A 25,629-nucleotide genomic window follows, 5' to 3' on the forward strand; every position below is an offset into this window, starting at 1 on the left:
CTTGCGCATCCGTCGATGTGTGTAATAGTTAGCAACATGGCTAAGCATGATCCTGATCTCTCGCTGCTCTTCCACGCACTCGCCGACCCGACGCGTCGCGCAATGCTGACGCAGCTCGCCACGGGGCCTGCAAGAGTGACGGAACTTGCCGAACCGACCGGGCTGCGCCTGCCGACGGTCATGCGGCACCTTTCCGTGCTGGAGGAGGCAGGCTTCATATCGACGTCCAAAGACGGGCGGATACGGACCTGCGCCATCGTGCCGGAGGCAATGGAACCGGTGCGGACATGGATCGACGAGCAGCGGGCCATCTGGGAGAGCCGTCTCGACCGGCTCGATGCATTTGTAATGAAGGTCATGAAGGAGAGCGGAGAATGAAAGAGAACGTGGCTTCAGGCGCTGCGCAGGTGCTGGCCGAAGAAAGTGGCACCAGGTTCGCGACCCTCACCTTCGAGCGCGAGGTGGCAGCCCCCGCGGCAACCCTCTGGCAAGCCTGGACGGCTCCGGCGGCAAGAGCCGTTTGGGCGGCTCCGACGCCCGCTGTCACGGTGGAGTTTCTGGAGGCGGATACCAGGGTCGGTGGACGTGAAGTTTCGCTCTGCAAGGTGGCGGGACAGCCGGATATCCGCTGCGAATGCGGCTGGCTGGAACTGCAGCCGTCACAGCGCAGCGTCAATTACGAGGTGATCTCCTGCGAAGGGGCGACGCTGTCAGCCTCACTGGTGACGGCGGAGATTTCCGGGGCGGAAGACCGCAGCCGCCTGGTCGTGACGGTGCAGCTCTCCTCGCTTGCCGCCGACATGGAGGGGGGATACCGCGCCGGTTTCAGCGCGGGCCTCGACAATCTTGCCGGTACGGCGGAGCGGACGATGATCCTGCAGCGGGTGATCAAGGCACCGCGCGCGGCCGTCTGGGGCGCCTGGATGAACCCTGAAACATTGCCGCAATGGTGGGGACCGGACGGCTTTTCCTGCCGCACGGAGCGTATCGACCTGCGCGCTGGCGGAGAATGGCTCTTCGACATGATCGGACCCGACGGCACGGTTTATCCGAACCATCACCTCTATCACGTCGTCCGTCCGCAGGAGCGTTTCAATTATTCGCTGCTCTGGGGCGAAAACGGCCCCAAGCATGCCGATGCCTGGGCCTCATTCGAAGAAGAGGGCGGGGCGACGAGGGTCACGCTCGGCATGGTCTTCAGCACGGCAGCGGAATTCCAGAACGCCAAGGGCTTTGGCGCCGTGGAACTGGGGTATCAGACCCTGGGCAAACTGGAGCGGTTTGTCGGGGCGGGATAGGTTGCTTCGATTTCCGAGTGTTCCAGGCCGGAAATCTCTACCGCTTCGGTTCGACCCTTGACCGTCACCCGGTCCAGTACCCTCAATCGAAGCCGCTCCTTCACCAGCTTCGCCGTTGTCTCTCCGAGGATCACCGGTACGCCATAGGTGCGGGTGAGGCCTTCGAGGCGGGAGGCCAGGTTGACCGTGTCGCCGAGGGCCGTGTAGTCGAAGCGGTGGTCGGAGCCCATGTTGCCGACCACGCACGTGCCGGTGTTGATGCCGATGCCCACCCTGATGTCCGGAAGGATGTCGTGGGCGAAAGCGGGGTCGCTCCGAAGGTCCTTGTTGAACTGGTTCATCGCCTTCAGCATGGCGCGGGAAGCCTCCACAGCGCGCCAGGCATGGTCGGGATCGTCAAGCGGCGCGTTCCAGAAGGCCATTATGGCGTCGCCGATATATTTATCGATCGTGCCGCCGTTCTCCAGGATCGCCTGCGAGAGCGGGTTCATCACCCGGTTGACCAGCGCCGTGAGACGCTGCGGATCGTCCTTCATTCCTTCCGCGATGGTGGTAAAGCCGTGGAGGTCGCAGAAAAGGACGGTCAGTTCCCGCTTTTCGCCGCCGATGCTCAGAAGTTTCGGTTCGCGCGCCAGCCGTTCGACGAGGACAGGCGGCAGATATTGCGAGAAGGCCCGTGTGATTGACCGGCGCAGGCGCCGCTCGGCGGCAAAATCGCGCGCAGCCTGCACTCCCAGAACCAGAAGAAAGGCGAGGGACGGGGCCGCGGGAGCAAGATAGAAGCGGCCGAACCGCAGCAGCTGGTAGGACAGGACCGTGATGATGAGAACACCCACAAGGCCCGTCAGTACGGTTCTTAAGGTTGTGCCAAGAAAGACCGCAAACCCGCCAAGAAAAGCGGCGGTAGCAATGGCCAGAATGGTTGCAAGGCCGGATGCCGGGGCGATCAGGTGTCCAAGGCGCAGGTTGTCGAGGATGGTCGCCTGGATCTCCGCGCCGGAAACAAGCTTGGAAGAGCGCAGGGTCCATGAGGTTGCATAGGCGTCCGGGCCGCCCTGCTCGGGCGAGGGGGCGGACTGCAGCGACAGGCCGACAATGACGATCCTGCCGGAAAAGAACGCCGGTGGCAGGAAGGCCTCCGGATCGAGCGCCTGATAATAGGAGACCGTCGGATAGGTGCGGGCGGGACCATAGGTCTGCAAGAGCCTTCCGCCGGGAAAGGATTTGACGGGCACTTCGGCCGCGTTCAGCAGTTCACGGGCGAAGCCTGCCTCATAGGCCGGGAGCCTTCGAATTGTGCCGTCGGCGTCGAGCGATACTGTGGAAAGGCCTATCCTGACGCCGGAGGCGACAATGTCCGGTAACGGTTCGGTGCGCAGAAGCTGATCGGCCTGCGGCGTTTCGATCAGCGTCTCGTCGGCGGCGACGGTAACATCGGGGCCAAGCGCAGCAGCCAGGGCATTGTCGGAGGCCTCTGTCGTCGGTTCGGCAAAGATGATGTCGAGCCCGACGGCTCTTGCGCCCGCTGCCCGCAATGCCGAAACGAGACGCGCATGGACTTCGCGCGGCCAGGGCCATTGCAGACCGAGTTCGGCAAAGGCAGGTTCGTCGATGGCGACGATCACGGGGCCGTCCTCCGGCAGAGGCGGGGCGAAGAGTGTCGAGAGATAGTCGAAGCTTCTGAGGTCGATCAACCGCCAGGCAGGCAATTGGACAAGACCGAGCGTGAACAGGAAGGCAAGCAAAGCCACACCGGCGACGCCGGTGCCGCGGCCCGACGCCGGCCGCCCGAAGTCCCGCCACCAGGGTCTTCTATCGCGCATCAGAAACGGACCTTGACGAGGCCGGTGAAGGTGCGGCCCCAACCGGCGGTGTTGGTCGCGACCTCGAAATCCTCGTCCAGCAGGTTGAAGGCGCCGAGTTCCAGCGAGAAGCGCTTGTCCATCGGCTCGAATGCGAGCGCCGCATCGACCGTCCAGTAAGGATCGAGTTCGGTGCCGGTGCTGTCGCCGACGCGCGTTCCGATATAGGTCGCCGCGAGCGTCGCCTTGACATTCCAGGGATGGACGTAGGTCAGGCCGAACCGGCCGCTGACTTCGGGCACAAAGGGAAGGGCAATGCCGTAGGCTGGACCCGATGTCGTGTTCCTGGAGGGCGCATAGACGGCGGTGGCGAATGCGCCGACGCCGTGACCCAGATGCAGGTTTGCCGCCGCACTGAGACGGTCAATTGTGCCGTCATCGAAACCGAGGCTGGAACTGATCGGAATGGTTGAAGCAGGCACCGGGATGGACAGCGTGTTGAGTTCCTGGTGCTGATAATTGATCGTGGTGAACAGCCAGTCCGCCCATTCCGCATCCCAGCGGGCGGCAAATGTGTCCGCATAGCCGCCAATGTCGAGCGGAGCGGCGTTGGCCTGGAGGCCGACAATGCCGAGAGGGGCGAGTGTAACCGTGCTCGGGATGACGGACTCGCGTATGTAACCCGCCCTCAGCCAGTGTCCGTCAAGCGGCGAGATCGCCAGTCCTGTGCGCGGCTCGAACCTGGCAGTATCGAGCGTGCCGGAAAGCACTGTTCCGAAGGCTCCGGCCTCTACCTTGAAGTCCTGGGTGATATCGTAAGATGCATCGAGATAGGCGCGTCCGAAGCGCAGGTCTGCCTTGCTCGTTTCAACCGTTATGGTCGGCGGTGGGAACAGGAAAAGCGTGTTCGTGCGTTCCGTGCGTGTCTGCTCGAACAGTCCGCCTTCGACGCCGTAGCTCACGGTCAGGTCATCGATACCGAGCGAGTGGTTGACCGCGGCAAGGTAGGTGGTCTGTTCCGTCGACGCATCGAGCGAGCTTGTGCCGAGGAAGAAGGGCAGCAGATAAAGCTCTGTTTCTTCTTGCGTATCTTCGTCCAGATAGGTGCCGAAAAGGCCTGCTTTCAAAACGTTTCGATGGGCAAAGGTGTGGCTCCAGGCGGCACCGGTCGAGACGAACTTCCGGTCAACATCCTTGCCATAGGTGGTTGCGTCTATGATCACGGCCGGAATGTTCAGCAGCGTGACTGCGTTTGAGAAGGTTTCCTCTTCGCTTCGCGCATCGACGAAGCTGACAAAGGTGTCTGCCGGTGTCGGTCTGGCTGTCAGGTAGGCGAATCCGTTGAGGGACTTGAAGCGCAGATCGAATTCGGAGAACGGCACTTCGGTTCCGGGCGCGGAATAGGTTCTGGTACTCTCGTCGTTGCGCGCCTTGAGGCCGCCGTAGAAGCTCCAGGGAAAGGGGGTGTTGGCGAAACTCTGAACCTCCGCTTCAGCGATCCAGCCCCAGTGGTCGCCGGTCTGGACGAAACCACCGCCGATGCTTGCCTCGACGAACGGACGGCGCAGCAGCGCGCTGCCGAGGGTCGGGCGGCTCAGAAGCTCGGGGGCAAGCAGCAAACCCTGCAAAAGGGCCGCCTGGGCGTTGGAATTCGCGATTGGCTCTACTTCGGTTTCTCCGGGGCTCAGTGAAGAAATGTAAGGGTCGGCGCTGCCGGAAATGGCCTGATCGATCAATGCCGAACCGTCAAAGAGGTCAAAGGCCTGGTCTCCATAGCTGCGCGCCCAGGCATCCAGTCCCTGCAGGCGAAAGGCAGCGGCGGCGACTGAACCGCCCTCTCTGCGAGCGCCGAGTGAAGCGTAATCGCCGCCGCGGGCCGTCAGCCGGCTCACCGCCTCACGAGCCGCCGCGATCGCCTTGTCCGTGTCATAGTCGTCAATGGCGACGGAGGTTTCGATGATCTTCGTGACCGGATCATTGGGGTCGATCCGGTCGGCATTCTCCAGCGCCTGCCGGGCGGCGTCGCTGTCATTTTCCGCATAGTGACCGGCGGCGAGCAGCAAAAGGCCCTGAGAATAGGCGGGATTGGCGGTTGATCCGGCGAGCAGGTCGCCGATGGCGGCTTCCGTGTCACCGGCCTGGAGGGAATACCTGCCGCGCGCAATCAGCGCGATGTCGAAGGCCGGGTCAAGTTCAAGCGCGCGGTCGATGTTCGCCTTGGCCTCCTTCACCCGGTTCTGGTCGAGGTAGAGGATGGCAAGGTTGGTGTAGGAAACAGGATCCTGCGGGTCGAGCTCAATGGCACGCTTGAGTGCTCGTTCGGCTTCGAGATTTGCCCCGCGCGCGCCCTGCACGAGTCCGATCGCATTCCAGATTGAGGTGGAACCCGGCGCAATTGCAACAGCTGTCTCAAGGTCTTCCAATGCGCCGGTCAGGTCGCCCTTGATCCCGGAGCGATAGTTGGCCCGCGCTTCCAGCGCGGTCGGATCGTCCGGTGAGATGGAGAGGGCTTTGGCGATTGCCTCCTCGACCTGCTCGCGATCGTCCAGGAGCAAGGCCAGCTGCGCGCGGAACGCGGGAAGGGAAGGTTCGTCCGGATAGCGCGCCTCGTTCCGTTGGATAATTTCGATGGCCGATCTGATGTCTTGCAGGAACCCCACTGTCCAGGCTTCGGCGAGCACCGCATAGGCTCCGCCGCCCGAGGGCGCCGGACGTGTCTGGTGGCGATTGGGGTCGGCGAGGGCGCGGGCGAAATAGGCGCCGTAGCGGGCAACGGCACGTCGTTTGGGATCAAGGTTCGGGGCTGCCTTTTCAAACAGCCGGGCCGCATCTTCATAGCGCCGCTCCGCGCCGGCGTTCAGGGCCTCCAATAGCAGGATGCGGCTGTGTTGTGCCGGCGTCAGGCGTTTGCCTTTCAGGCGGGTGAGAAGGTCACCCGCCTTTGCCCGGCCGTCATAGGTCTGGGCTGCTTCCGCCAGCAACAGCCAGTCCTCGTTCGATCGCTTTTCTTCCGGGATGGCTGCAATCCGGTCGCGGTCGCTGCGCATCCGCGGGGTTGCAAGAGGCGATGCCGGCATCCAGCCGAAGGCACCGCCGACCGAGATATAGTAGAGCATCTGCTCCCGGTCCTCGGGATCGACGATGACCACGCGGACCGGTGCCTGGCCGATCTCGGCAACGGCAGCCTCGCCCGCGCCCACGCTGATGGTGCCGAAGTCATTGGAGAACTCGATCAGCCCTTCGAGCACGATGATGGAGGTCTTGCCGCTACCATCGACAGTCATTGTCCAGTCGGTGCCACGGATTGCGGCGGAAGCCGCAGGCGCCTCGATCGTCAGGCTTTCCCCGCCGCGCTGAGCACGCGCCCAGAGGGAGCCCGCCCGTAGATCCAGGATCGTTGGCGTATCTGCGCCGATCTGCTTGACCAGCAAGGTGGCGTTCCGGCCGAGTCGAACCTGGGTACGGTCGGAAAAGAGAAGTGCAAGCTGGCCGGTGGCATTGGTCCGAAGAACGTCTCCCGGCAACAGGTCCTGCCGCAGCTCCACCGGCGACCAGTTGGCAAGATCGATGAAACGGATCTCCTCGCCGATCTTGCGGGCAATGACCGACCCTGCCGGCGCGCTGTTACGCGGCACCGGATCGGCGATCGCACCGGGTTGGACCCCCAGCACAAAAAGCGCGGCCACGAGCCACGGCGCTCTTCTCATGTTCTGAAACCAGAGGCAAAAATATACCAGCCGCCATTAGAGAAGGACCGGGAAAACTGTCAAGCCGAACGTAAGGGTAAGTGGTGCGATGTTGTGGGCGCGGGCAGGAGGTCTCGGACAATGTACAAGTCGCTGACTTTCCGCAAGAACGTGGCGACGCAGTCCGGCCGAGCCGGAAATCGCCCTTGCCCTTCCGGCCAATCTCCGCAATTCTCCCCGGGAACTCACTTTCTCCAACCCGGGCACCGCGGAGCCTTTCCATGCATATCCTCGTCATCGGTGCTTCCGGGATGGTCGGCCGCAAGCTTGTGGAGCGGCTGGCGAAAGAGCCTGAGGCACTTGGGGCCGGGATCAGCCGTCTGACGCTGGCCGATGCGGTGGCGCCGCTTGCTCCCAAGGCCTTGGCGGGACTTTCATCGACCGTCACCATCGATCTTGCGGCAACGGGAACCGCTGAAAACCTGATTGCCGAGCGGCCGGATATCATCTTTCACCTGGCCGCCATCGTTTCCGGTGAGGCGGAGGCGGAGTTCGAGAAAGGCTATGCGGTGAACCTGGATGGAAGCCGCCTGTTGCTGGAGGCGATCCGGCACGAGGCGATGCGCGAGCCCTATTGCCCGCGGCTGGTCTTTGCCTCGTCGCTCGCCGTCTTCGGCGCGCCGTTTCCGGAGCGCATCGATGACGAGTTCCTCACCGCACCGCTAACGAGCTACGGCACGCAGAAAGCGATCACCGAGCTGCTTCTGGCCGATTACACCCGCAAGGGCATCCTGGATGGGGTCGGCCTGCGGCTGCCGACAATCTGTATCCGCCCGGGCACGCCCAACAAGGCGGCCTCCGGCTTTTTCTCCAACATCCTGCGCGAGCCGTTGTCAGGCAAGGAAGCCGTTCTGCCGGTGGAGGAAAGCGTGCGCCACTGGTTCGCCGGACCGCGCGCTGCCGTCGGTTTCTTCCTGCATGCGGCACGCCTGGAAACGCTCAGGATCGGGCCACGCCGCAGCCTGACCATGCCGGGTCTCTCGGCAACGGTGGCGGACCAGATCGCGGCGCTCCGGCGGGTAGCCGGCGACAAAGCGGTGCAGTTGATCCGCCGGGAGCGCGATCCCCTGATCGAGCAGATCGTCTCCGGCTGGCCGCAGAGTTTCGATGCCAGGCGGGCGCTGGAGCTGGGCTTCCGGGCCGAGGCCAATTTCGACGAAATCATCCGCACGCATATCGAGGACGAACTGGAAGGCAGGCTGCCATGAGCGCAGGATTTGAGGTGAAGGGCAGGATCGCACTGGTGACGGGCGGCGGCAGCGGCGTCGGTAAGGCGATTGCCAAGGGCTTGAGCAACGCCGGCTGGCGTGTGGTGCTGACCGGCAGGCGCAAGCAGGTGCTGGAAGATGCCGCAAGCGAGATTTCCGCCGCGAGCGGCAACGACGTGTCGTGGATTGCCGCCGATGTCGGCGATCCGCTGTCTGTCCGGGCGCTCTTCGACGAGATTGATGGGACATTCGGCCGGTTGGACCTTCTGGTGAACAATGCCGGCATTTCCAATGCACCCGTGCCGCTGGAGGAGATCAGCTTCGAGGAATGGAGCAACGTTGTTGCCGCCAACCTGACGGGAGCGTTCCTGTGCACCCAGCAAGCCTTCAGGCTGATGAAGGCACAGGACCCTCGTGGCGGGCGGATCGTCAACAACGGCTCGATCTCGGCAACGACGCCGCGGCCATTCTCAGCGCCTTATACGGCGACCAAACACGCCATCACTGGCCTCACCAAGTCCTCCGCGCTGGACGGCCGCCCGTTCGACATTGCCTGCGGCCAGATCGATATCGGCAACGCGGCGAGCGACATGACAAAGAAGATGGGGGCGGGCGTTCCCCAGGCCAATGGCGAGATCGCCGCTGAGCCGACCATCGACCCGGCCCATATAGCCGACGCCGTCGTCTACATGGCCGGCCTGCCGCTCGACGCCAACGTGCTGAGTCTGACGGTGATGGCGACGAAGATGCCGTTTGTCGGGCGGGGGTAGCGCAGTATTACCCGGCGCGCTCCAGTCATCCCGGACACGTGAAGCAGCAGCCGAATGCAGATCCGGAATGACGATGGAGCGAGGGATGGGACCTAAACCCGGCTCGTCGAAAACGTCTGCCGGTATTGCTTCGGCGTCAGGCCGGTGCGGCGTTTGAAGGCGCGCTCGAAGGCGGTCTGGTCGGAATAGTCCAGTTCGCAAGCGATCTGGGCAAGGGAGTGGGGCGTGTCGATGAGGGCGTGGCGGGCGATGCGGTAGCGGCAGTCTTCCAGCAGGGTGGAAAAGCGGATGCCTTCGTCGTTCAGATGGCGGTGCAGGCTGCGGCGGGAGAGGCCGAGGCGGCGGGCGACGGCCTCCTGATCGGCAGTGCCGGTGCCGAGCCCTTCAAAGATGGCGGTGCGGGTGCGGGCGGTCAGTGATTTGGCGCGGGCCTTGTCGGCAAGCGCACGGCTGAGACTGACCAGCGCGTGGCGGTGCCGGCCTTTGTCTTCAGGCGGCATCGGCAGGGAGAGCACGCTTTCCGGAAAGCTCAGCGCATTCGTCTCGCAGTCGAAGAGGCAGAGGCTGCCGGGTGTGTCCCGCCAGCTGGAAAGCGGCCTTGTCGCCGTGTGTTCGAGGCAGATAAGGTCCGGCTGCCAGTTGGGGCCGGCACCGCGGCGGATCAGCTCGGTCAGGACCGAGAGCGTGAACTCCGCATCCTGGCGGCGCGGCCAGATATCCGGGTTGAGAATGCGATAGGTGAGGGTGGCAACGCCGTCCTCCACGCTCAACTGCAAGTCTGTTTCGCTCTGGATATATTTGAGGAAGCGCTCGAATGTTCTGAGCGCAGAGCCGACGGTCGAGGCCGTCAGCAGCGCGTTGCCCAATTCGCCGAGGTCGCCGAGCTCCAGCATCGGTCCCGATTGCCAGCCGATGCCGGGCTGGCCGAGCATCGCGGCGCCCTGTTCGTAGATCTTGACGAAGGCCTGCAGCGGGATCTCGAAGCTCGTGTCTTCCCAGGCATCGCCAGGCACACCGTTCTGCCGTCCGAGAGCCAGCGGCTCCAGGCCCTTGTCGACCAGCATCGACTGCAGTCCGTTCAACGCGCCGGATATGATCGTCGCGCTTGTCGGCATGAACTCTCGCCCTCCTGAAAGTCCGGCAGCTCGCGCCTGACGCAGCAGACGGGAAGCTGACATCTCAACTACAACAGAGTTTTTGCGCCGGTGCAATTGACAGGACCGGGAATTCAAGGGCCGGGCGCAGATTGGCCGAAATTGTCGAGAAGCAAGTTTTGCCCCTCTCTCTAATGGTGGACACAGAGAGATCCGGTTCAGCACCTTCAAAAAACATGGGCGGCCGGACGAGGGAACAGTATTGGCAGCCTTTTACGATGTGGCAGTTGCCGGCGGCGGACCCGCTGGCGCGTTCGCAGCGCGTGAGCTGGCGCATGCCGGGCTCAGCGTATGCCTGATCGATCCGGGCACCGGGCGTCCACGCCTGGAGGGACTTGGCGAACGGGTGATACGACTGCTCGGGACCCGGGGGCTTGATGACGCGCTGGCGGCCGCGAGCGCGAAACGTCTCCCGCGCAGCGTGACCTGGGCCGGTCTCACCGGCACGGAAAACGGCGAACACCTTGTCCAAAGACCCGCCTTCGATGCCGCGCTGAGACAGGCCGCTGTCGCGGCCGGGGTACGGCTTTACCCGGCGCGCGTCGGCCGTCTTGCAAAAAAGGACCCGGCGGCGGGGTGCCTCCTAAACCTTTCCACCGGCGAGACGATCGTGGCCCGGCTGCTGGTCGATGCACGCGGCCGCCAGGTCCCATCCGCCCAGCGCCTCAAGGGCCCGCGCACCCTGGCGATTTCAGGCAGGGTATCGAGCTTGACCGGCACCGACGGAACCCATGTGGAGGCAACGCCGCAAGGCTGGCTCTGGACGGCGGAGCAGACTGACTTCGGCCGGTTCCTGCAGATATCCATCGACGTGGACGATCTTTCCGGTGCGGGGCAAGCGGCCCTGCAGTCCCGCTTGGCGCGGTTTCTCGACCAGACACAATTGAGCACCCGTTTCGGCGCGCTTTCCTTTGAGGGCCGGCTCATCGCCCGGAATGCCGGGCTGGTGTTGAGCGCGCCGGAGCTGACGCTTCCGGTGATCCCCATCGGCGATGCGGCTGTTGCCATCGATCCGCTCTCCGGTCACGGCCTCTTCTGGGCCCTGTCCTCGGCGTTGTCGGCCGTTCCTATCGTGCTCACGATCCTGGAGGATGCCCGAAAGGGACCGGAGCTGGCAGCAAGGTTCTACAGGTCGCGCGTCATCGACACTTTCTGGCGGCAGGCGCGGACGGGAAGGGACTTCTACCGGCTGGAAGAAGGCCTCGCCGGACAGCCGTTCTGGTCGACCCGGGCCGCCTGGCCGGACGGCGAACCGTCGCATTCAACAGCCGGCGAAGCTCGCTTCGAGCAGCGCGTCGTTGTCGACGGCAATCGCCTTCAGGAGCGCGAGGTGCTGGTGACGCCCCGCGATCCGGACGGCGTTGCCTTCGTCGCCGGCATCCCTGTCGGGGAGCTCGCCGCCTTCATTGCCAGGGACGGAGAGCGCCGGGCGCTCCCGGCGAGACCGTCCCCGGCGCTTTTCATCGCCCTTCGCTGGCTGGAAAGCCGCGGTCTCGGCAGCGCGCTCTCGAGCGGAGCTTCGAGCCAAGCACATTGATCACCCAAAACACCGATCCAACAGAGGGAAACAGCATGATCAGAGGATTGCGAAAGGGGCATGCCGCCGGCCTTGCCGGGTTGCTGCTTCTATTGCCGTTACCGGCGCTGTCGCAGGATGGGGCGACGCTCCTGGATGAGAACTGCGGCGGTTGCCACATAGCGGATGAAAACGGCGCACTCAGCCGCATCAGCGGTCAACGCAAGACGCCGGAAGGCTGGCTGATGACCATCGTTCGCATGCGGCTCTTCCACGGAATGGAAATCGAGCCGGACGTGCAAAGCCAATTGGTGCATTACCTGTCCGACACGCAGGGACTGGCCCCAAGCGAAACGGAAGGTCTGCGCTACATCCTTGAACGTGAACCGGCGGTGACGGAGGAAGTCGAAGCGCCTCTGGGAGAAATGTGCTCCCGCTGTCACTCCGCGGCCCGTTTCAAGCTGCAGCGGCGCACGCAGGAAGAATGGGCGCTGCATATCGATTTCCATGTCGGGCAATGGCCAACACTGGAATACCAGGCTCTCGGCCGCGACCGGGAATGGCTGAAGCTGGCGCGCGAGGAAGTGGTGCCGCTGCTGGCAGAGCGATATCCATTGGAAAGCGAGGCCTGGACCAACTGGCTCGCGACGCAAAAGCCGGGCGCGACGGGAAGCTGGGTGTTCGCCACCAGCCTGCCGGAGAAGGGTGAGGCCTATGGAACCCTTGAGGTTTCCGGCGACAGTCAGCCCTATTCCGTTGCCGGCACGCTTGTAACGGCTGGCGGCGAGGAACTCGCCGTTTCAGGCAAGCTGAATGTCTACACGGGATACGAATGGCGCGCCAATCTCGACATCGGCGGCACAAAATACCGGCAGATCCTGGCCATTTCCGAAGATGGCACCAGCCTTGACGGACGCCAGTTCCTCCATGCCGAGGACAGTCTCGGCGGTGCGTTCAAGGCGGTGAAGGCTGGTGGTGGATCTTCCATTATCGGCGTCGTTCCCTCGACCCTGCCGGCGGGCAGCACCGCCAAGGTGCAGGTGGTCGGCACGGGTCTCGGCGATATTGCCCTTTCCGGCGCGGTTGACGCTTCAGGCGGGGCTGCCAACGCTTATGGGGCTGCCATCGAGGTGTCGCCTGCAGCCGGTTCGGACGGCCTGATCGCCGTCTCTGCGGGCGATGTTTCCGCCGCAGACGCCCTGGCAGTCTACAGCCACATCGACAGCCTGAAGGTGGAGCCGGCCTTTGCCGTTGCCCGTGTCGGCGGCGGTGGCGGGTCCGCTGGGAAGCTTCCCGCCGGGTTCAGCGCGATTGGCTACTGGAACGGCCCGGACGGGCAGCCCGGAACGGAGGATGATATCCGCATCGGTGCGGTGCCCGCCACCTGGTCGGTCGAACCCTTCAACGAAGAAGCCGAGCACCTGAAGGACACGGAACATGCCGGTCAGATGGACCAGACGCTCGGCATCTTCATGCCAGCTGTCGCCGGCCCCAATCCGGAGCGTCCTTTCTCCACCAACAATGCGGGCAATCTGAAGGTGCTGGCAACGAGCGGCGAGGCGACCGGTGAAGGTCAGCTCATCGTTACGGTGCAGCGCTGGAACAACCCGCCGATCCACTGAAGGAGGAGACGAAACATGGGTTACCTTTTCTTTCAGCCGCAGAACGCGCACCGGGTCGAGGTCGAGGGAAGGCATCTGCTTTTCCATGTGCCGACAACGTCGCTCTTCGAAATCGACCGGCTCGACAATGACGTCATCGATCTCTTCCGCGACCGGACAAGGGTATCGGAAGAGGACGTGAGAGAGCGCTTCGGCGGCCGGGTCGATCCGGAAGTCGTCACCGAGCGGATCCGTTCGCTGCTCGATCTCGACATCATCACCGACGGCCGCCCGCCAAGGGCGGAGCGGCCGCCGATCCATATCCAGAACTTCCCGCTGACGACAATCGTTCTAAACGTCAACACGGGCTGCAATCTCTCCTGCACCTATTGCTACAAGGAGGATCTGGATACGCCGTCGAAAGGCCGTCGCATGGCCTTCGACACGGCAAAACGTTCCATCGAGCTGCTCCTGGCCGAAAGCCCGGACCGGGAGAGCTACAACGTCGTCTTCTTCGGCGGTGAGCCCTTGAGCAACCTGGGCCTCATCAAGGAAGTCGTCGCCTACTCGGAAGAGCGCTTCGGCAGCCTCGGCAAGCGAGTCGACTTCACGCTGACCACCAATGCGACGCTTCTGAACGAGGAAATCGTCGACTGGCTGAACGCCCATCGGTTCGGCCTGACCGTATCGATGGACGGCCCGAAGGCTCTGCACGACAAGAACCGCAAGACGGTCGGCGGCAAGGGCACATATGACGTCGTTGCCTCCAAGACGAAGATGCTGCTGGAACGCTACACCTCCCGGCCGGTCGGCGGGCGGGTGACGCTGACCCATGGCGTGACGGCAGTCTTCGACATCTGGGATCACCTCAAGAACGAGATCGGCTTCCATGAAGTCGGCTTCTCGCCGGTGACCTCCGGCCCCATCGCCCCGTTCAACCTGACCGGCGACGAGCTGCAGACCGTCTTCGAAGAGATGAAGCGGCTTGGCCGGCACTACCGGGACGAGGCGCTTGCCGGCCGCAATATCGGCTTCTCCAACATGCACCAGCTGATGACGGACCTCTATGAGGGCCGTTCGAAGGCGCTGCCCTGCGGAGCGGGGCTCGGCATGCTGGCTGTCGATCATGAGGGCGGGCTCAATCTCTGCCATCGCTTCACCGGCTCGGACATGGAGACCTACGGCACGGTCGATGGCGGGATCGAGAAGGCTAAACTCGCCCGTTTCATCGAGGACCGGGCCGACCGCACCGACAAGGGCTGCTCGACCTGCCGCATCCGCAACATCTGTGCAGGCGGCTGTTACCACGAGAGCTACGCCCATTTCTCCGACCCGATGAAGCCGACTTACCACTATTGCGACCTCATGCGCGACTGGGTGGATTTCGGCATCGGCGTCTATGGCGAGCTGATCGCCGGGGCTCCGGCCTTCTTTTCCGATCACATCATGCCTCGGAGGGCATACGGCAAATGAAACACCTCAAGCCTTTGAACCAGAAAGCGGATCGCGTCGTCGGCGCGGTCGAGACCGGAAAGATGGACGAAGTCCGGGCGATGCAGACGATCGTTGCCGGCTGCACATCGACGCTCGATCCCGGCTGGGAGGTCGATCCGTTCGGCGGCGTAGCGGCGCTCTGCCAGCCGATGGAGGCAGATCTTTATGGATGTTCCGACCCGTGCTGGTGGCCGGCGCAGGTGCCGGACACGATCAATTCCTACAAGGACTGGAACGCGGACGCCGACAATGCCGGCAAGGACTGGCGCTCGCTCGGCACCGTCTTCCCGTCCGACAGCGAAACCTGACCGGCTGAACCCGTTGAAATTCGGAGAAACCCGATGCGAAACCTGATTGCTGCGGCAAGCGCAGCCCTGACGCTTACAATGGCCGCAAGCCTTTCGGCATTGCCGGCCCTCGCCAAGGACAAGATCGTCACTGTCGCCAAACCGGACCGGCTCTACGTCATCGATGCCACGTCCCGAACCGTCGAGACCGACTGCAAGCTCGACTTCAACCTCATGCCCGGCGTCATTGTCATGTCGCCGGACAACACGATTGCCTACATCCTCGGCAATCGCTGGGAGGACGTCTTCGGTGTGGAATTATCCACTTGCAAGACTGTGTTCTCGGCGTATCAGTCCGAGGGAGACGTCAGGCGGAAATCCATCGCCTCGCTCGCTGTCTCCAAGGACGGGTCCGAGCTCTACACCGTCCGCAATCCGGTCCGGCTCCTGGCGGATCGCTACGAGGTGTTGGAACCGGAGATCGCCGTCTATGAAACGGGGGCGGGGCTCGATGCGGAACCGGCCCGGACCTTCCCGAGCCCGCGCCGCATGACGGTGATGGCGACCGACCGCAACGGCGTGCTTTACGCTGCCGGTCATGAGATCTATGCCATCGATCCCAAGACAGGCGACATCTCGGTGAAAATCAAGAACGCATCCTGGGATCGCCCAGCCTTTTCGCCGCCGGACGTGCTTGCCTTCTGGCCGATCGGCTCCCAGGCAGACGAGTTCCTGCTGCTCTATTCTGCGGCAAAATTCACCGACGAGACCATGAGCGAAATCGCCGACTTCGTCTGGGGCTACCAGGCTGTCGATCTGACGACCGGCGAGAGCGAGATCGAGGATTTCACCAGCTTCGAAGTGATCATGTTCTCTGCCGTCCGCGATCCGAACGACAAATCGAAACTCTATGGTGTCTATACCCAGCTCTCCAAGCATGACGTGACCACCAAGGAGCTGATCAAGCGGGTGGATCTGCCGCACACCTATTACTGCGTCAACATCTCCTCCGACGGGAAGGAGATCTATGTCGGCGGCACCAATGAGGACATCGGCATCTATGACGCGGACAGCCTGGAGCGTATTGGCGAGATCCTGCTGCCGTCGGGCGGCGATATGGCCGCCGGTACGATGCATGTGATCAGCACGGGAAGTTAGGGTGCCCGCCATAACCCCCACCGTCATCCCGGGCGACCGCAGGGAGACCCGGGACCCAGGACACCGTGAGCTCTCAATTTGAGTGACGGCGTCATGAGGTTCCTGGGTTCCCGCTTTCGCGGGGATGACAGCCGGGGGAGTGGTGAGCCTGGCAAGAAAACGGGACGATGAAGCAGACGGTACCATTGACAGGGTCAGCGAAGGTGGGGGGAGAGACAACCCGGCCTTCGCTGTTGCGCGGCCTGTTCAACCGTGTCTTCGGCGCGCGCGAGGCGGGGTGGCTGGTGCCGCTGGTGACGCCCTACCGGAGGCCGTTGGCAGCACTCTTTGGTCTATCGCTCATCACCGCGGGCACGGCCCTGGTGCCGCCCTATCTCACCAAGCTGGTGATCGACCGCGGCCTGATGACCGGCGACAAGCAGGCATTGGTCTTCTTCGTTGCCGTGCTCTTTGGCGTCGGGCTCGCGGCGCTGGCGCTGGGCGCGCTCAACTCGCTGCTGCATTTAAGGTTTTCCGCCAGGCTTTTGGCGGATCTCCGCCGGGCGGCGGTGGCGCAGATACTCCTCCAGTCACCCCGCTGGCAGGCGAAGCAGAAGCTCGGCGAGCTGATGAGCCGCCTCGACGGCGATGCCGGTGAGGTGCAGCAATTCACCTTTGCGGTTCTGGTCAATGGCGGCGGCAGCCTTCTGAGGCTCATCGGCGGCCTGGTGATGCTGTTCGTGCTGGCACCGAAGCTGGCGCTGTTGGCCTTGGCACTCGCTCCTGTCGAACTCTGTTTCTTTGCCTGGGCCCGTCCCGTGACCCATGCCCGGGCCCGTGACGTGCGTCAGGCACGCGGACATCTTGCGTCCGGTCTCGCCGAGACAATCACCGGCCTCGGCGCGCTGCAGGCCCTTAATGCGACGCGCACCACCGAAGACAGGATCGACGAAAAACAGCGGGGATTGATCTCGGCGCTGGTGTCCGCCCAGGTCTGGACCGAGACGACACGTGCGGTGCCGATGATTTTGACGGCGGTCCTGCGGGGGGCGGTGTTCCTGGTTGGCGGTCTCGCCGTGATCGACGGAACCATGCCACTGGGCTCGCTGATCGCCTTTATTGCCTATCTCGCCTTCCTGATCGGGCCGATGCAGTCGCTGATCGCCCTCTGGCACGGCCAAGCCCGAATGAAGGCGGCGCTTGACCGGCTCGACGGGATCATGAGCACTGTCCCTGATGTCCTTGAGCCGCGCAAACCGTTGCTGCTGACACCCGGTGGCGGCGATCTGGTTCTGTCTGGTGTCGGCTATGGCCACAACGGCAAGGTGGATCTTTTCAGCGGAGTCTCCTTCAAGGTGGCGAAGGGACAGAAGGTGCGGCTCACCGGTCCGTCCGGCACTGGCAAGTCGTCTTTGCTTTCGCTGCTTCAACGCCAGGACGATCCGGCGGCAGGAGCCATCTCTTTCGGTGGCATCGACCTGCGCCGTCTGGCCTTGCAGGACCTGCGCCGTGCCATCGCGCTTGTACCGCAGAAGGGACATGTCTTTTCCGGAACGGTGGCGGAGAACCTGCACCTGGGGGCGCCTGAAGCCGGTAATGAGGACATGTGTTCTGTCCTGGAAATTGTCGAACTTGAAGAACGTTTTGTCAGAGACGGACTGGAGACACGCCTTGGCGAAGGCGGGCTGGACCTGTCCGGCGGCGAACGCCAGCGCCTTTGTCTGGCCCGGGCGCTGCTGCAGCCTTTCCAGGTCCTCATTCTCGATGAAAGCCTGTCGGAAGTGGACGGAGACCGGGTGTCCCGGATCATGGCTCGTATCGACAAACGGTTCGGTGACCGAACGCGCCTTGTCGTTACGCACGGGGATGCCGCACGCTACGGGCACTTCGACGGTGAAGTAGCTCTGGGAAAATTCGTTGAGGTCCACGGTGGTACGTCATGATCCGGGTCGGTCTCATCGACGGCGCATTGCCGCAAACCTGGCCGGGGCTTCGGGCGCAGGCACGTTTCTGCGAGGCTGATGGGGTTTCCCTGGCACAAAACCACGCGGAAGCCATGGCGCAGACCGTCGCTTACCACGCGGGAGACGTCGACTTCCTGAATGCGGTGATTTTCCCCGGGCAGCTGTCGACCCGTGTTGAAAGCGTCTGCGCCGCGCTGGACTGGCTGGCCAACGATCCTCCCGAAATCGTGCTGTGTGCCTTTGGCATGGCGCGGTCTTCCATTGACCTTGCCGTTGCCGTGGCAAGACTGCAGCGCGCCGGTTGCCTCGTTGTTGCCTCGGCGCCTGCGCGGGGCGGGCAGGCCTATCCGGCAGCGTTTGACGGTGTGCTGTCCGTCCAGGGCGATGCGCGTTGCGCGCGCGGGGAGCTCTCCCGGCTGGATCTGCGGCAGGCAACCTACGGCGCTTGCCCTGATGCTGCCGGCGCTCAGGGCATCAGGGGCGCCAGCGCGGCAGCAGCGCATTTTGCCGGGATGCTGGCAAAATCGATGAAACCGGAAGGGGCGGCACCCATGGCGGGACTGGAACCGTTCATCCGGTTTCATGGCCGCGAACGGCGGGACAGGCAGCAGACCTCCAGCCCGGCCGAACGTGTTTGAGGCAGGCACTTCTCTCTCCGCGAAAGGGCTGTTAGTGCTTGCAAATGGACAGCGGCATATTCCAGAAATGGCATTACCGGGTTGAGGCCCGAGGTCAGGCACTGATCTTTCCGGACGGTTGCCGGGACGTGATCGTTGCGACGAGACCGGGGGAGCCGGACAAGGTTTTTCTGACGGAACTGGATTTTCAAACGCGGCAGGTGGACCTGGCTCCCGGAACCGAGATGAGAGGCTACCGCCTGCGTCCCGGTGCAATCGTCGATGAGAGAACGCTCGTAGCGATTGCGGTTCGAACCGAGGCCGCCGAAGATATTCTGGGCAATGCACTTGCCGATGAAAACGATCTGGATGACGTCATCGTTGCACTGACCTGGCCGCAAGCGAATGCCGAGGCCGTTTCGAAACAGGCCGGCGTCTCCTTGAGGACCTTGCAGCGGCGGTTCCGGGAGGAGGCTCTGCCGCCTCCCGAATACTGGCGTCTTCTCGGGCGGGCCCGCCGGGCAGCCTGCCTGCTGCCGTCCTCTCTGCCACTGGCGGAAATTGCCGCCGATTGCGGTTTCTCGGATCAGGCGCACATGACGCGGGATCTACGGCGATGGTTCGGCAGGTCTCCGGCGCAACTGCGCCGGGACCCGGGTGCCCTGGAACTCCTGTCTCAACCCGCGCTTGGCAACTGGACCGGCGAGCAGATCTCGACGAGATAACCGAATGGATCGCTGACATAGGCCGTGATCTGGCCCCAGGGCTCTTCGCGAACGTCCTGCACCTTTTCTGCACCCGCGCCGACAGCCAGGTCGAGGGACGTGGCAACGTCCAGTGTTTCAAAGGCGAGTTCAAACACTGGCGATTTGGGATCGGGTACGCCCGGCGCCTTGCCCAGTTGCCGCATCAGCGTCTTGGAGGAAAAAGCGAGTTTGGTTTCACCGGTCGAAAGTTCGCCATAGTCGCCGGATTCGTGCAGAAACAGCCTCTCCAGGCCAAAAGCCCTTTCGTAGAAATCGAGTGCCGTGGCAACGTCCTCTACATAGAGGATCGTGTATCTGAGGATCACGCGGGTCTCCCTGTCTTGTTTTCCGGAGTTGTCTTAGACCGTCCGTGCCAGGCCGTCTTGAAGGATCGCGACAGGGTGCTGTGTGGAAAGGCGGCTTTCACTCCGACAGGATCCCGGCCAGAAGCTTGCGTGTCGCGGTTTCATAGGCCTTCCGGTTACCGCCATTGGCGATGGCAAGCGCTGCCCGGTCGAAGGCGGACGAAAGCAGGTCGGCGAGCGGTTCCAGCGGAATGTCTTTCAAGGCTCCGTGGCGTGCCGCGTGGCGCAGGCCTTCCAGAAGTGTCGCGCCGCCTGTCTGCCGGTCGATCTCCGCCATTTCGCCCAAGCCCAGCACGGCCGGTCCCTCCAGCAGCATGATCTTTGCCCGGCCGGGTACGGACATGGCGGAAAAATAGGCCGTTGCGCCTGCCATGAAGGCATCCAGCGGGGTCTGGCTCGTGTCCGTGTGCATATTGATCTCATCCGCGATCGCAGCCGATTCCTGCAGCACCAGAGCGCGCATCAGGTCGGCTTTGTCGGCAAAGTGATGATAGAGCGCGCCCCGGGTGACGTCCGCCTCCTTGACGATTTCCGGCGTGCCCGTTTCCGCATAGCCCTTTTCAACGATCAGCGCCCTTGCGGCCTCCAGCAGGGCTTTGCGCGTTTCCGCACGCCGTTCGGCCTGGGTCCTGCGCTCGGTCATGGTGTGACAATCTTCTCTTGCATACATGCAGCCTGTATGTTAGTTGAATAATACATACAGACTGTATGTCTTTTTAAGTCGCATGGGAAGCCCGGTGACACAACCGGAAAATCTGATGGGTGAGAGCCCCTGAATGGGGCGAAACAGGAGAGAAACGATGAAATGCACGCAGTATTATCCGGTCCTGATGACCGACAAGGTCGCCGAGACCGTTCGCTTCTTCCGGGAAAACTTCCGTTTCAAGGCGATGTTCGAAGCGGACTGGTACGTCCATCTGCAGTCCGAGGACGACGAGAAAGTCAACCTGGCGATCCTGGACCAGAGCCACGAAACCATTCCAGCGGCCGCTCGCGGAAGGGGGGCGGCGGGACTGCTGCTCAACTTCGAGGTGGAGGATGTGGACGCGGTCTATGAGGCGTCGGTGGCAAACGGTCTGCCGATCCTGCTGGCGATCAAGGACGAACCTTTCGGCCAGCGGCATTTCATTACCAAGGATCCAAACGGTGTACTGATCGACGTGATCAAGCCGATCCCGCCAAGCCCGGAATTCCTGAAACAGTTCGCGCCGGAAGCTGTGCCCGTCTGAGCACACATGCCGCGGCCTTTCAGGACAGGGGAAGTCTCCCACAGCTGTGATCTGCCCTGACGGGTGGCATGAAAGAGGCGTGACCGGTTTCCGGTCACGCCTCGAAATCGTTCAAGAACAGTTGCCAGTGCTCCTCAGGAAGCGAGCGGCGGGCAGGTGCTGCTTTTTTCGGCGCGGGATTTCAGGCCCTGCAGGCTCTGCATGGTGTTGGGATTGCCCGGCAGCACGAAGCTCTGTTCCAGGGCGGTGCGCACGTTGTTGATCACTGCCAGGTCCTGGACCGCCAGGGTCTGGCATTGTGAGCCGGAGAACCGCACGCGGATGCGGATCACGCGCTGGCCATTGTCGGAAGGGCCGAACTGGGAATCCAGCGCCGGGTTTTCGCCAGTCATCGGACGCTCCAGAACCACCATATTTGGCTGATCCTGCAAGACGACGGTTCCCCGCTCCTGCGCGCTGGAAACAAGGGCGCTGCGGACCGTTACCGGGTCTGCTGCGATATTGACCGACTGTGCGCCAACCGGCACATCCAGTTTCGGCTGCTCTGGCAGCGAGGACTGCTGGGGGGAGCCCGACTGGCAGGCAGCAAGGGCGAGGGCGCAAAGGCCGGTAGCAAGAATACGTCGCATAAGCAGTCCCGGAAGTCTGGATCGTCAAATAAAGGGCCGGTCTAACCGACGGCTACGTCAACTACAACAAAACACCGCAGGACCGCCATTGGTTCCTGACAAAAAACTCGCACAACACTCCTAACGAAGCCTTGTGGCCGCAGCGGGGCAGCTGTCCCTTAGAACGTGTCTCCGGTCTTGAAGCCGCCGCTGCCGCCAAAACTGCCGCCCGACTTGAAGCCGCCGCCGCCAAAACCCTTGTCCTTGCCGCCGCCGGTATTGCCGCCGAAACCGCCCCCAAATCCACCCCCGAATCCACCCATGGATTTCGGCAGGCCGGAACCATTCGGAAAGGCCACCTGGCGGCCACGCGGCTTGCGGCGCTTGTGGGAACGCTCCGCCCGTTGCCAGTATTCCGCGCCCGTGATCGCGCCCTTGATCAATTCGCCGAGAAGCACGGTCGTCAGCTTGTCATCAGTGAAGGTCGATTCCCAGCTGCCGTAATCCTTGGCGCGGAACCGCTTGATCACGTCGGCAAGTTCTCCGCGCCGCCGCCCGATATCCCGCTGCAGTTCCCGGTCCTGCCGGATCTCGCGGCTGACCTGGTCGATCCGTTCCCTCAAGTCCTCGATCCGCTGGACGATCTTTTCGTCTTCCGGCGACGGCGTATCGAGGGCGGCTTTCCAGAGATCGTTCAGATCGTCGGATTGCAGCGACACCGACAGGTGTTCCTCGGCCTTCTGGAAGTCGTTGTCTTCGCCGCTGGCAAATTCCGCCAGCGCTCCCGACAGGGTTTCGATGCGCCGGTCGAGCTTGTCCAGTTCGCCATCGATGCCGTCGATGCTGCCACTCATTTCCTCTATCGAGCCGACGAGGTCAGTGCCCGCGGCGTCCGTCATGGCATTGCGGCTGAAGTCGGCAAGCTTGGCCTGTTCTTCCCGCGCGATTTCCGCGCAGTGTTCGGCATGCCGCCCCATCTTCTCCGGAATGCTGGTCAGCATGGCGAAATTGGCGCGGGCATTCTGGAAGCCGATCAGACCGGCAACCCAGCGATCGAGAGAACGGACGAGACCGCGATGGCGATAGTCGGGTGTGCCAAAGCCGCGTTGCCACAGATAGATGAAAAGCGGATCGGCTTCATAGGCCTTGCCCTTTTCCTGGCGGCTCTCCTCGGACGTCGCCGCCTTGGACGCCGCCGCTTCCGCGGTGGCAAGCGCCGCCTCCGCCCTGTCACGCTGGACCTGGTATGCAGGGTCCGCTTCCAGACGGGTGTCGACGGCCTCCATCAGGTCGTCCATCTGGTTTTCCGCCGCATCGCGCGTTGCATCCAGATCCGAGCGCTTCTTCTGCAACTGGCTGCGTTCGCTTTCACATTGACGCAGCTGATCGGCCAGGACCTTGTAGTCGGCGCTGCGTTTGTCCAGAAGCCGGCGCGCCTCGCGCGCCGCGCTGTCGAGCCTGGTGTTCAACGTCCCGGCGCTGTCCGTATCAAGGCGGAAGCGGGCGAGATCGCGATAGGCTTCGCTCTGTCTTTCCTGCAGGTCGGTCAGCGCCCGCGTCGACCGCTCGATCCGCTTGCTCAGCTCCGCTTCCTCGCGGCGCAGATCCGCCATGGACTGCTCGATCGTGCCCAGGGTCTGGCGTCCGGTCAGCATGTGCGCGCCTCCGCTGAACGTGTTTCGCAAACGGCCGGACCGGGTCTAGCGGCTACCATGTCGTGATCGCTCCGTCCTGGACGCCGCTGCGCCATTTGATATCGAGGTCGCCGCGACGCTTCTGGCCGAGGACACCCTTTTGCACGATGCCGTCCTCCATCTTGTCCCGGCGCACCGCGTTGTAGATGGTCTCCGTCACCCGCTGTCCCCATTTGTCGACCAGCTCCGCTTCGCTGCTTTCTTCGGAGAGGATCTTGCGCTTCAGGACGTTGCCGTCCGGATCGATGGCCTCGACCACGATATAGTAATTCTCCGTATCCGGGTTTGTCTCCGGAATGCGGGAGACGCCTGTCGGGACGCCTTCGCGGGAGACGATCCGGACTTCGAAGACCTCCTGCAGCCGCGCCGCCAGGTCGCGCAGGTCCGCTTCCGCCTTGAAGGCGGCTTCGGTTCGCCCGTCGGCGAGCGCCAGTTTGCCGTCATCGGCAAGGGTCCTGGCGCTTGCTTCCACCTCGGCGTTCTCCGTCAGGTCGTCAACCCGCCCGACCAGCTCGGTCAGTGTTGCCGGCAAGGCAGCCAAACGGTCCTGCAGCTCTGCCGCGGCCTGTTGCGCCGGCAGTTTGACAAGGAAATACCAGGCACCCGCACAGACGATGAGCACCGCGGCGGCGGCGGCCAGCCACTTCGACCAGCTCCCGCGGGAAATATAGATGAGAGCCAGGGTTCGCTGGAACCCGGCGGCCGGCGGCGAATAGACGAAGCGGTCCCGCTTCAGGTCTTCCACGCCCGCCTTCAGGATGTGGTCGGGAACCTCGATGCCTTGCGAGGCATAGACCTGACGCAGCCGCTCGATCATGGCGGCATCGCGCGCGTCTGAATCCAGTTCGCGTGCAATCTGGCCTTCCTCGTGGCGCAACGTGTCGACCACGTCCATCACCATCATCATGTCGTCGAGTGGGGCGTCGGAATTGCTTGCCATGAAATCAGGTCTTCTTGAAAAGGGGAGGCGGCCGGACGGGGCCCGGCCGGCCGGAACGTCCTACACGGTCAAAGGGCGTTGCCCTGGGCAGTCAGCTTGGCGAGCCGGCGCTTGCCGTCTTCCACCGCATTGCGGATCTCTTCCGAATTCTTGGTCGACATGTCGCGCATCTCGTTGATGATTTCGCGCGACTGGACCTGGAAGTTGACGACGGAGTCGACCAGCTTCTTGACCGAAGCGGCGGCAACGGTCGGGCCGTAGCCGGCTTCGAGCGCCTTCTTCTGCACCGCGTCGCCGATATCGGCCAGCGTTTCCAGGCTCTTGTTGATGCCTTCCTTCATGGCGTTCAGCGTCTCGGTCGATTCATGCAGGCCCTGCAGGCCGGTGAAAGAGGCGTTGAGCGCGGTCAGGACGGATTCGTTGGTGGAGAAGAAGCTGACCGACTGGGCATAGACCCGTTCCTTGGCATTGGTGGTCTGTACCAGCCGCGCCATGATCACTTCCGAAGTGTTGTAACCGATGGTCAGGTTGTCGGAGAGGTCCTTGGCGATCTGGTAGCGCTTTTCCTCGTCCTGCATTTCCCGCAGCCGCTCGTCGCGCGCCAGTTCGAGGCGGGCCTTCTGGGCCGGGTCGTCACCGGTGTAGTTCTGCACTTCGCTGGACGCAGCTTCAAGCGCAGCCTTGGCGGCGGACAGCTTTTCGGTCGCCAGGTTGAGGAGTTCCAGCGCGGTGACTTCCGCCTGCTTCAGCGCGCCGCGGAAGTCGCGATAGGCTTCCAGGATCGTCTGTTCGCGCTCGATCTGGTCCTTGGTGTCCCGGGCGACTTCCTTGTAGGTGCCGCGGATGTCGTCGAAACGGTCGGAGATCGTGCCGCGGCGGAAGTCGCGCCACTTGTTGGACAGGTTCTCGGTGAAGGAGATTTTGCCGTCGGCCAGCTGGTCGACCAGGGCCTTGGCATCGTCGCGGATGGAATCGAAGGCCGAGGTGATCTGTTCGTAACGCTCGCCGATATTCATCTGCTGCACCTGGGTGCGCACGACCTCGTTGAAATTGGAGGCTTGAGAAAGGGTGCGCGAAATCACCAGAACCTTGTCCGGGGAGAGATCGGAAATCTGCTGCAAGAGCGCGTTGATCGGCGCATCCTGCTCGCTTTCCGGGGAAATACCGATGTCGCGCAGGGTCGACAGGGCGCGGTCGAGATACTGCAGGGGCGTGAAGCCGCCGGCCGGGGCCGCTGCATTTGCCGGGGTTTCAGGTGTTGCCGCGTCTGTCATGTCTGACCTCCTGAAGAGACGGCGGCTTGTTTTGATCGAGTGCCGCAACGTCCTGTTAACGTCGTAATTCTCGCATGTTAGGGCAGGCTTACGCCGCCCTGTCAACGGCTTGGCATGCTTTTCGCCGGAATGTCCTGCACGCGCGCCAACCGATTTCGCAATCCATAGGCGGCTTTTGC

The 25,629-nt window shown here is 63.1% G+C and carries 22 protein-coding genes; 13 read left to right on the top strand and 9 right to left on the bottom strand.

What is annotated here, in order from left to right; genetic code table 11:
- The first annotated feature begins 36 nt into the window (after positions 1-36).
- Together ACX3M4_RS29365 and ACX3M4_RS29370 are read left to right on the top strand one after the other, a co-directional pair.
- A complete protein-coding gene (locus ACX3M4_RS29365) occupies positions 37-378 on the top strand; it encodes an ArsR/SmtB family transcription factor (RefSeq protein ID WP_459356469.1) in 342 nt (113 codons plus the stop codon).
- On the top strand, positions 375-1,298 hold the full coding sequence (locus ACX3M4_RS29370; protein ID WP_459356470.1) for an SRPBCC family protein: 924 nt from the start codon (positions 375-377) through the stop codon (positions 1,296-1,298). Before ACX3M4_RS29365 ends, ACX3M4_RS29370 begins: the two co-directional genes overlap by 4 nt.
- Here the strand turns inward: ACX3M4_RS29370 and ACX3M4_RS29375 are convergent.
- Complete coding sequence (locus ACX3M4_RS29375) at positions 1,256-3,121, bottom strand: CHASE2 domain-containing protein (RefSeq protein ID WP_459356471.1); 1,866 nt, start codon at positions 3,119-3,121, stop codon at positions 1,256-1,258. The genes ACX3M4_RS29370 and ACX3M4_RS29375 overlap by 43 nt on opposite strands.
- A complete protein-coding gene (locus tag ACX3M4_RS29380; RefSeq protein WP_459356472.1) occupies positions 3,121-6,807 on the bottom strand; it encodes a FecR domain-containing protein in 3,687 nt (1,228 codons plus the stop codon). The genes ACX3M4_RS29375 and ACX3M4_RS29380 overlap by 1 nt, the downstream gene beginning before the upstream one ends.
- 260 nt (positions 6,808-7,067) lie before the next feature.
- Between ACX3M4_RS29380 and denD the strand changes: the two genes are divergently transcribed.
- Together denD and ACX3M4_RS29390 are read left to right on the top strand one after the other, a co-directional pair.
- The gene (denD, locus tag ACX3M4_RS29385) at positions 7,068-8,054 is read left to right on the top strand and encodes a D-erythronate dehydrogenase (protein WP_459356473.1); all 987 of its coding nucleotides are present in this window, start codon (positions 7,068-7,070) and stop codon (positions 8,052-8,054) included.
- Positions 8,051-8,824: an SDR family oxidoreductase gene (locus tag ACX3M4_RS29390; protein WP_459356474.1), complete on the top strand. Its 774-nt coding sequence runs from the start codon at positions 8,051-8,053 to the stop codon at positions 8,822-8,824. The genes denD and ACX3M4_RS29390 overlap by 4 nt, the downstream gene beginning before the upstream one ends.
- A gap of 92 nt (positions 8,825-8,916) precedes the next feature.
- Here ACX3M4_RS29390 and qhpR read toward each other — a convergent pair whose 3' ends face one another.
- Positions 8,917-9,939, bottom strand: coding sequence for an AraC-like transcriptional regulator QhpR (gene qhpR, locus ACX3M4_RS29395; protein WP_459356475.1), 1,023 nt, complete (start codon positions 9,937-9,939; stop codon positions 8,917-8,919).
- A 241-nt stretch (positions 9,940-10,180) separates the two neighbouring features.
- Between qhpR and qhpG the strand changes: the two genes are divergently transcribed.
- From qhpG to ACX3M4_RS29435, 8 genes are all read left to right on the top strand, one after another.
- A complete protein-coding gene (qhpG, locus tag ACX3M4_RS29400; protein WP_459356476.1) occupies positions 10,181-11,515 on the top strand; it encodes a flavin-dependent monooxygenase QhpG in 1,335 nt (444 codons plus the stop codon).
- 35 nt (positions 11,516-11,550) lie between these two features.
- Positions 11,551-13,116 carry a quinohemoprotein amine dehydrogenase subunit alpha gene (gene peaA / locus ACX3M4_RS29405; RefSeq protein ID WP_459356477.1) on the top strand — a complete coding sequence of 522 codons (1,566 nt, stop codon included), beginning with the start codon at positions 11,551-11,553 and terminating at the stop codon, positions 13,114-13,116.
- A gap of 15 nt (positions 13,117-13,131) precedes the next feature.
- Positions 13,132-14,568 (top strand): quinohemoprotein amine dehydrogenase maturation protein, encoded by a 1,437-nt coding sequence (gene peaB, locus ACX3M4_RS29410; RefSeq protein ID WP_459356478.1) that lies wholly within the window; start codon positions 13,132-13,134, stop codon positions 14,566-14,568.
- Complete coding sequence (qhpC, locus tag ACX3M4_RS29415; RefSeq protein WP_459356479.1) at positions 14,565-14,897, top strand: quinohemoprotein amine dehydrogenase subunit gamma; 333 nt, start codon at positions 14,565-14,567, stop codon at positions 14,895-14,897. The genes peaB and qhpC overlap by 4 nt, the downstream gene beginning before the upstream one ends.
- 33 nt (positions 14,898-14,930) lie before the next feature.
- Entirely contained in the window at positions 14,931-16,034 is a 1,104-nt protein-coding gene (peaD, locus tag ACX3M4_RS29420) for a quinohemoprotein amine dehydrogenase subunit beta (RefSeq protein ID WP_459356480.1), read from the top strand.
- Between the two features lie 167 nt (positions 16,035-16,201).
- Positions 16,202-17,956, top strand: coding sequence for an ABC transporter ATP-binding protein (locus tag ACX3M4_RS29425; RefSeq protein ID WP_459356481.1), 1,755 nt, complete (start codon positions 16,202-16,204; stop codon positions 17,954-17,956).
- Positions 17,953-18,615 (top strand): S8/S53 family peptidase, encoded by a 663-nt coding sequence (locus tag ACX3M4_RS29430; RefSeq protein ID WP_459356482.1) that lies wholly within the window; start codon positions 17,953-17,955, stop codon positions 18,613-18,615. The genes ACX3M4_RS29425 and ACX3M4_RS29430 overlap by 4 nt, the downstream gene beginning before the upstream one ends.
- A gap of 44 nt (positions 18,616-18,659) precedes the next feature.
- Positions 18,660-19,319 carry an AraC family transcriptional regulator gene (locus tag ACX3M4_RS29435; RefSeq protein WP_459356483.1) on the top strand — a complete coding sequence of 220 codons (660 nt, stop codon included), beginning with the start codon at positions 18,660-18,662 and terminating at the stop codon, positions 19,317-19,319.
- Here ACX3M4_RS29435 and ACX3M4_RS29440 read toward each other — a convergent pair.
- Both ACX3M4_RS29440 and ACX3M4_RS29445 read right to left on the bottom strand, forming a co-directional pair.
- Positions 19,271-19,666 carry a VOC family protein gene (locus ACX3M4_RS29440; RefSeq protein ID WP_459356484.1) on the bottom strand — a complete coding sequence of 132 codons (396 nt, stop codon included), beginning with the start codon at positions 19,664-19,666 and terminating at the stop codon, positions 19,271-19,273. The genes ACX3M4_RS29435 and ACX3M4_RS29440 overlap by 49 nt on opposite strands.
- A 97-nt stretch (positions 19,667-19,763) precedes the next feature.
- A complete protein-coding gene (locus ACX3M4_RS29445; protein ID WP_459356485.1) occupies positions 19,764-20,348 on the bottom strand; it encodes a TetR/AcrR family transcriptional regulator in 585 nt (194 codons plus the stop codon).
- Between the two features lie 157 nt (positions 20,349-20,505).
- Here ACX3M4_RS29445 and ACX3M4_RS29450 point away from each other — a divergent pair, with 157 nt between their 5' ends.
- A complete protein-coding gene (locus tag ACX3M4_RS29450; protein WP_459356486.1) occupies positions 20,506-20,934 on the top strand; it encodes a VOC family protein in 429 nt (142 codons plus the stop codon).
- Between the two features lie 134 nt (positions 20,935-21,068).
- On the opposite strand, the gene ACX3M4_RS29455 is transcribed toward ACX3M4_RS29450, so the two are convergent.
- The 4 genes from ACX3M4_RS29455 to ACX3M4_RS29470 form a co-directional block, all read right to left on the bottom strand.
- Entirely contained in the window at positions 21,069-21,563 is a 495-nt protein-coding gene (locus tag ACX3M4_RS29455; RefSeq protein WP_459356487.1) for a hypothetical protein, read from the bottom strand.
- Positions 21,564-21,721: 158 nt separating this feature from the next.
- Positions 21,722-23,197 carry a hypothetical protein gene (locus tag ACX3M4_RS29460; RefSeq protein ID WP_459356488.1) on the bottom strand — a complete coding sequence of 492 codons (1,476 nt, stop codon included), beginning with the start codon at positions 23,195-23,197 and terminating at the stop codon, positions 21,722-21,724.
- Positions 23,198-23,249: 52 nt separating this feature from the next.
- The gene (locus tag ACX3M4_RS29465) at positions 23,250-24,176 is read right to left on the bottom strand and encodes a DUF6384 family protein (RefSeq protein WP_459356489.1); all 927 of its coding nucleotides are present in this window, start codon (positions 24,174-24,176) and stop codon (positions 23,250-23,252) included.
- Between the two features lie 68 nt (positions 24,177-24,244).
- Positions 24,245-25,450 carry a cell surface protein gene (locus ACX3M4_RS29470; protein WP_459356490.1) on the bottom strand — a complete coding sequence of 402 codons (1,206 nt, stop codon included), beginning with the start codon at positions 25,448-25,450 and terminating at the stop codon, positions 24,245-24,247.
- Positions 25,451-25,629 lie beyond the last annotated feature (179 nt).

Source organism: Roseibium sp. M-1 (genome assembly GCF_054515675.1).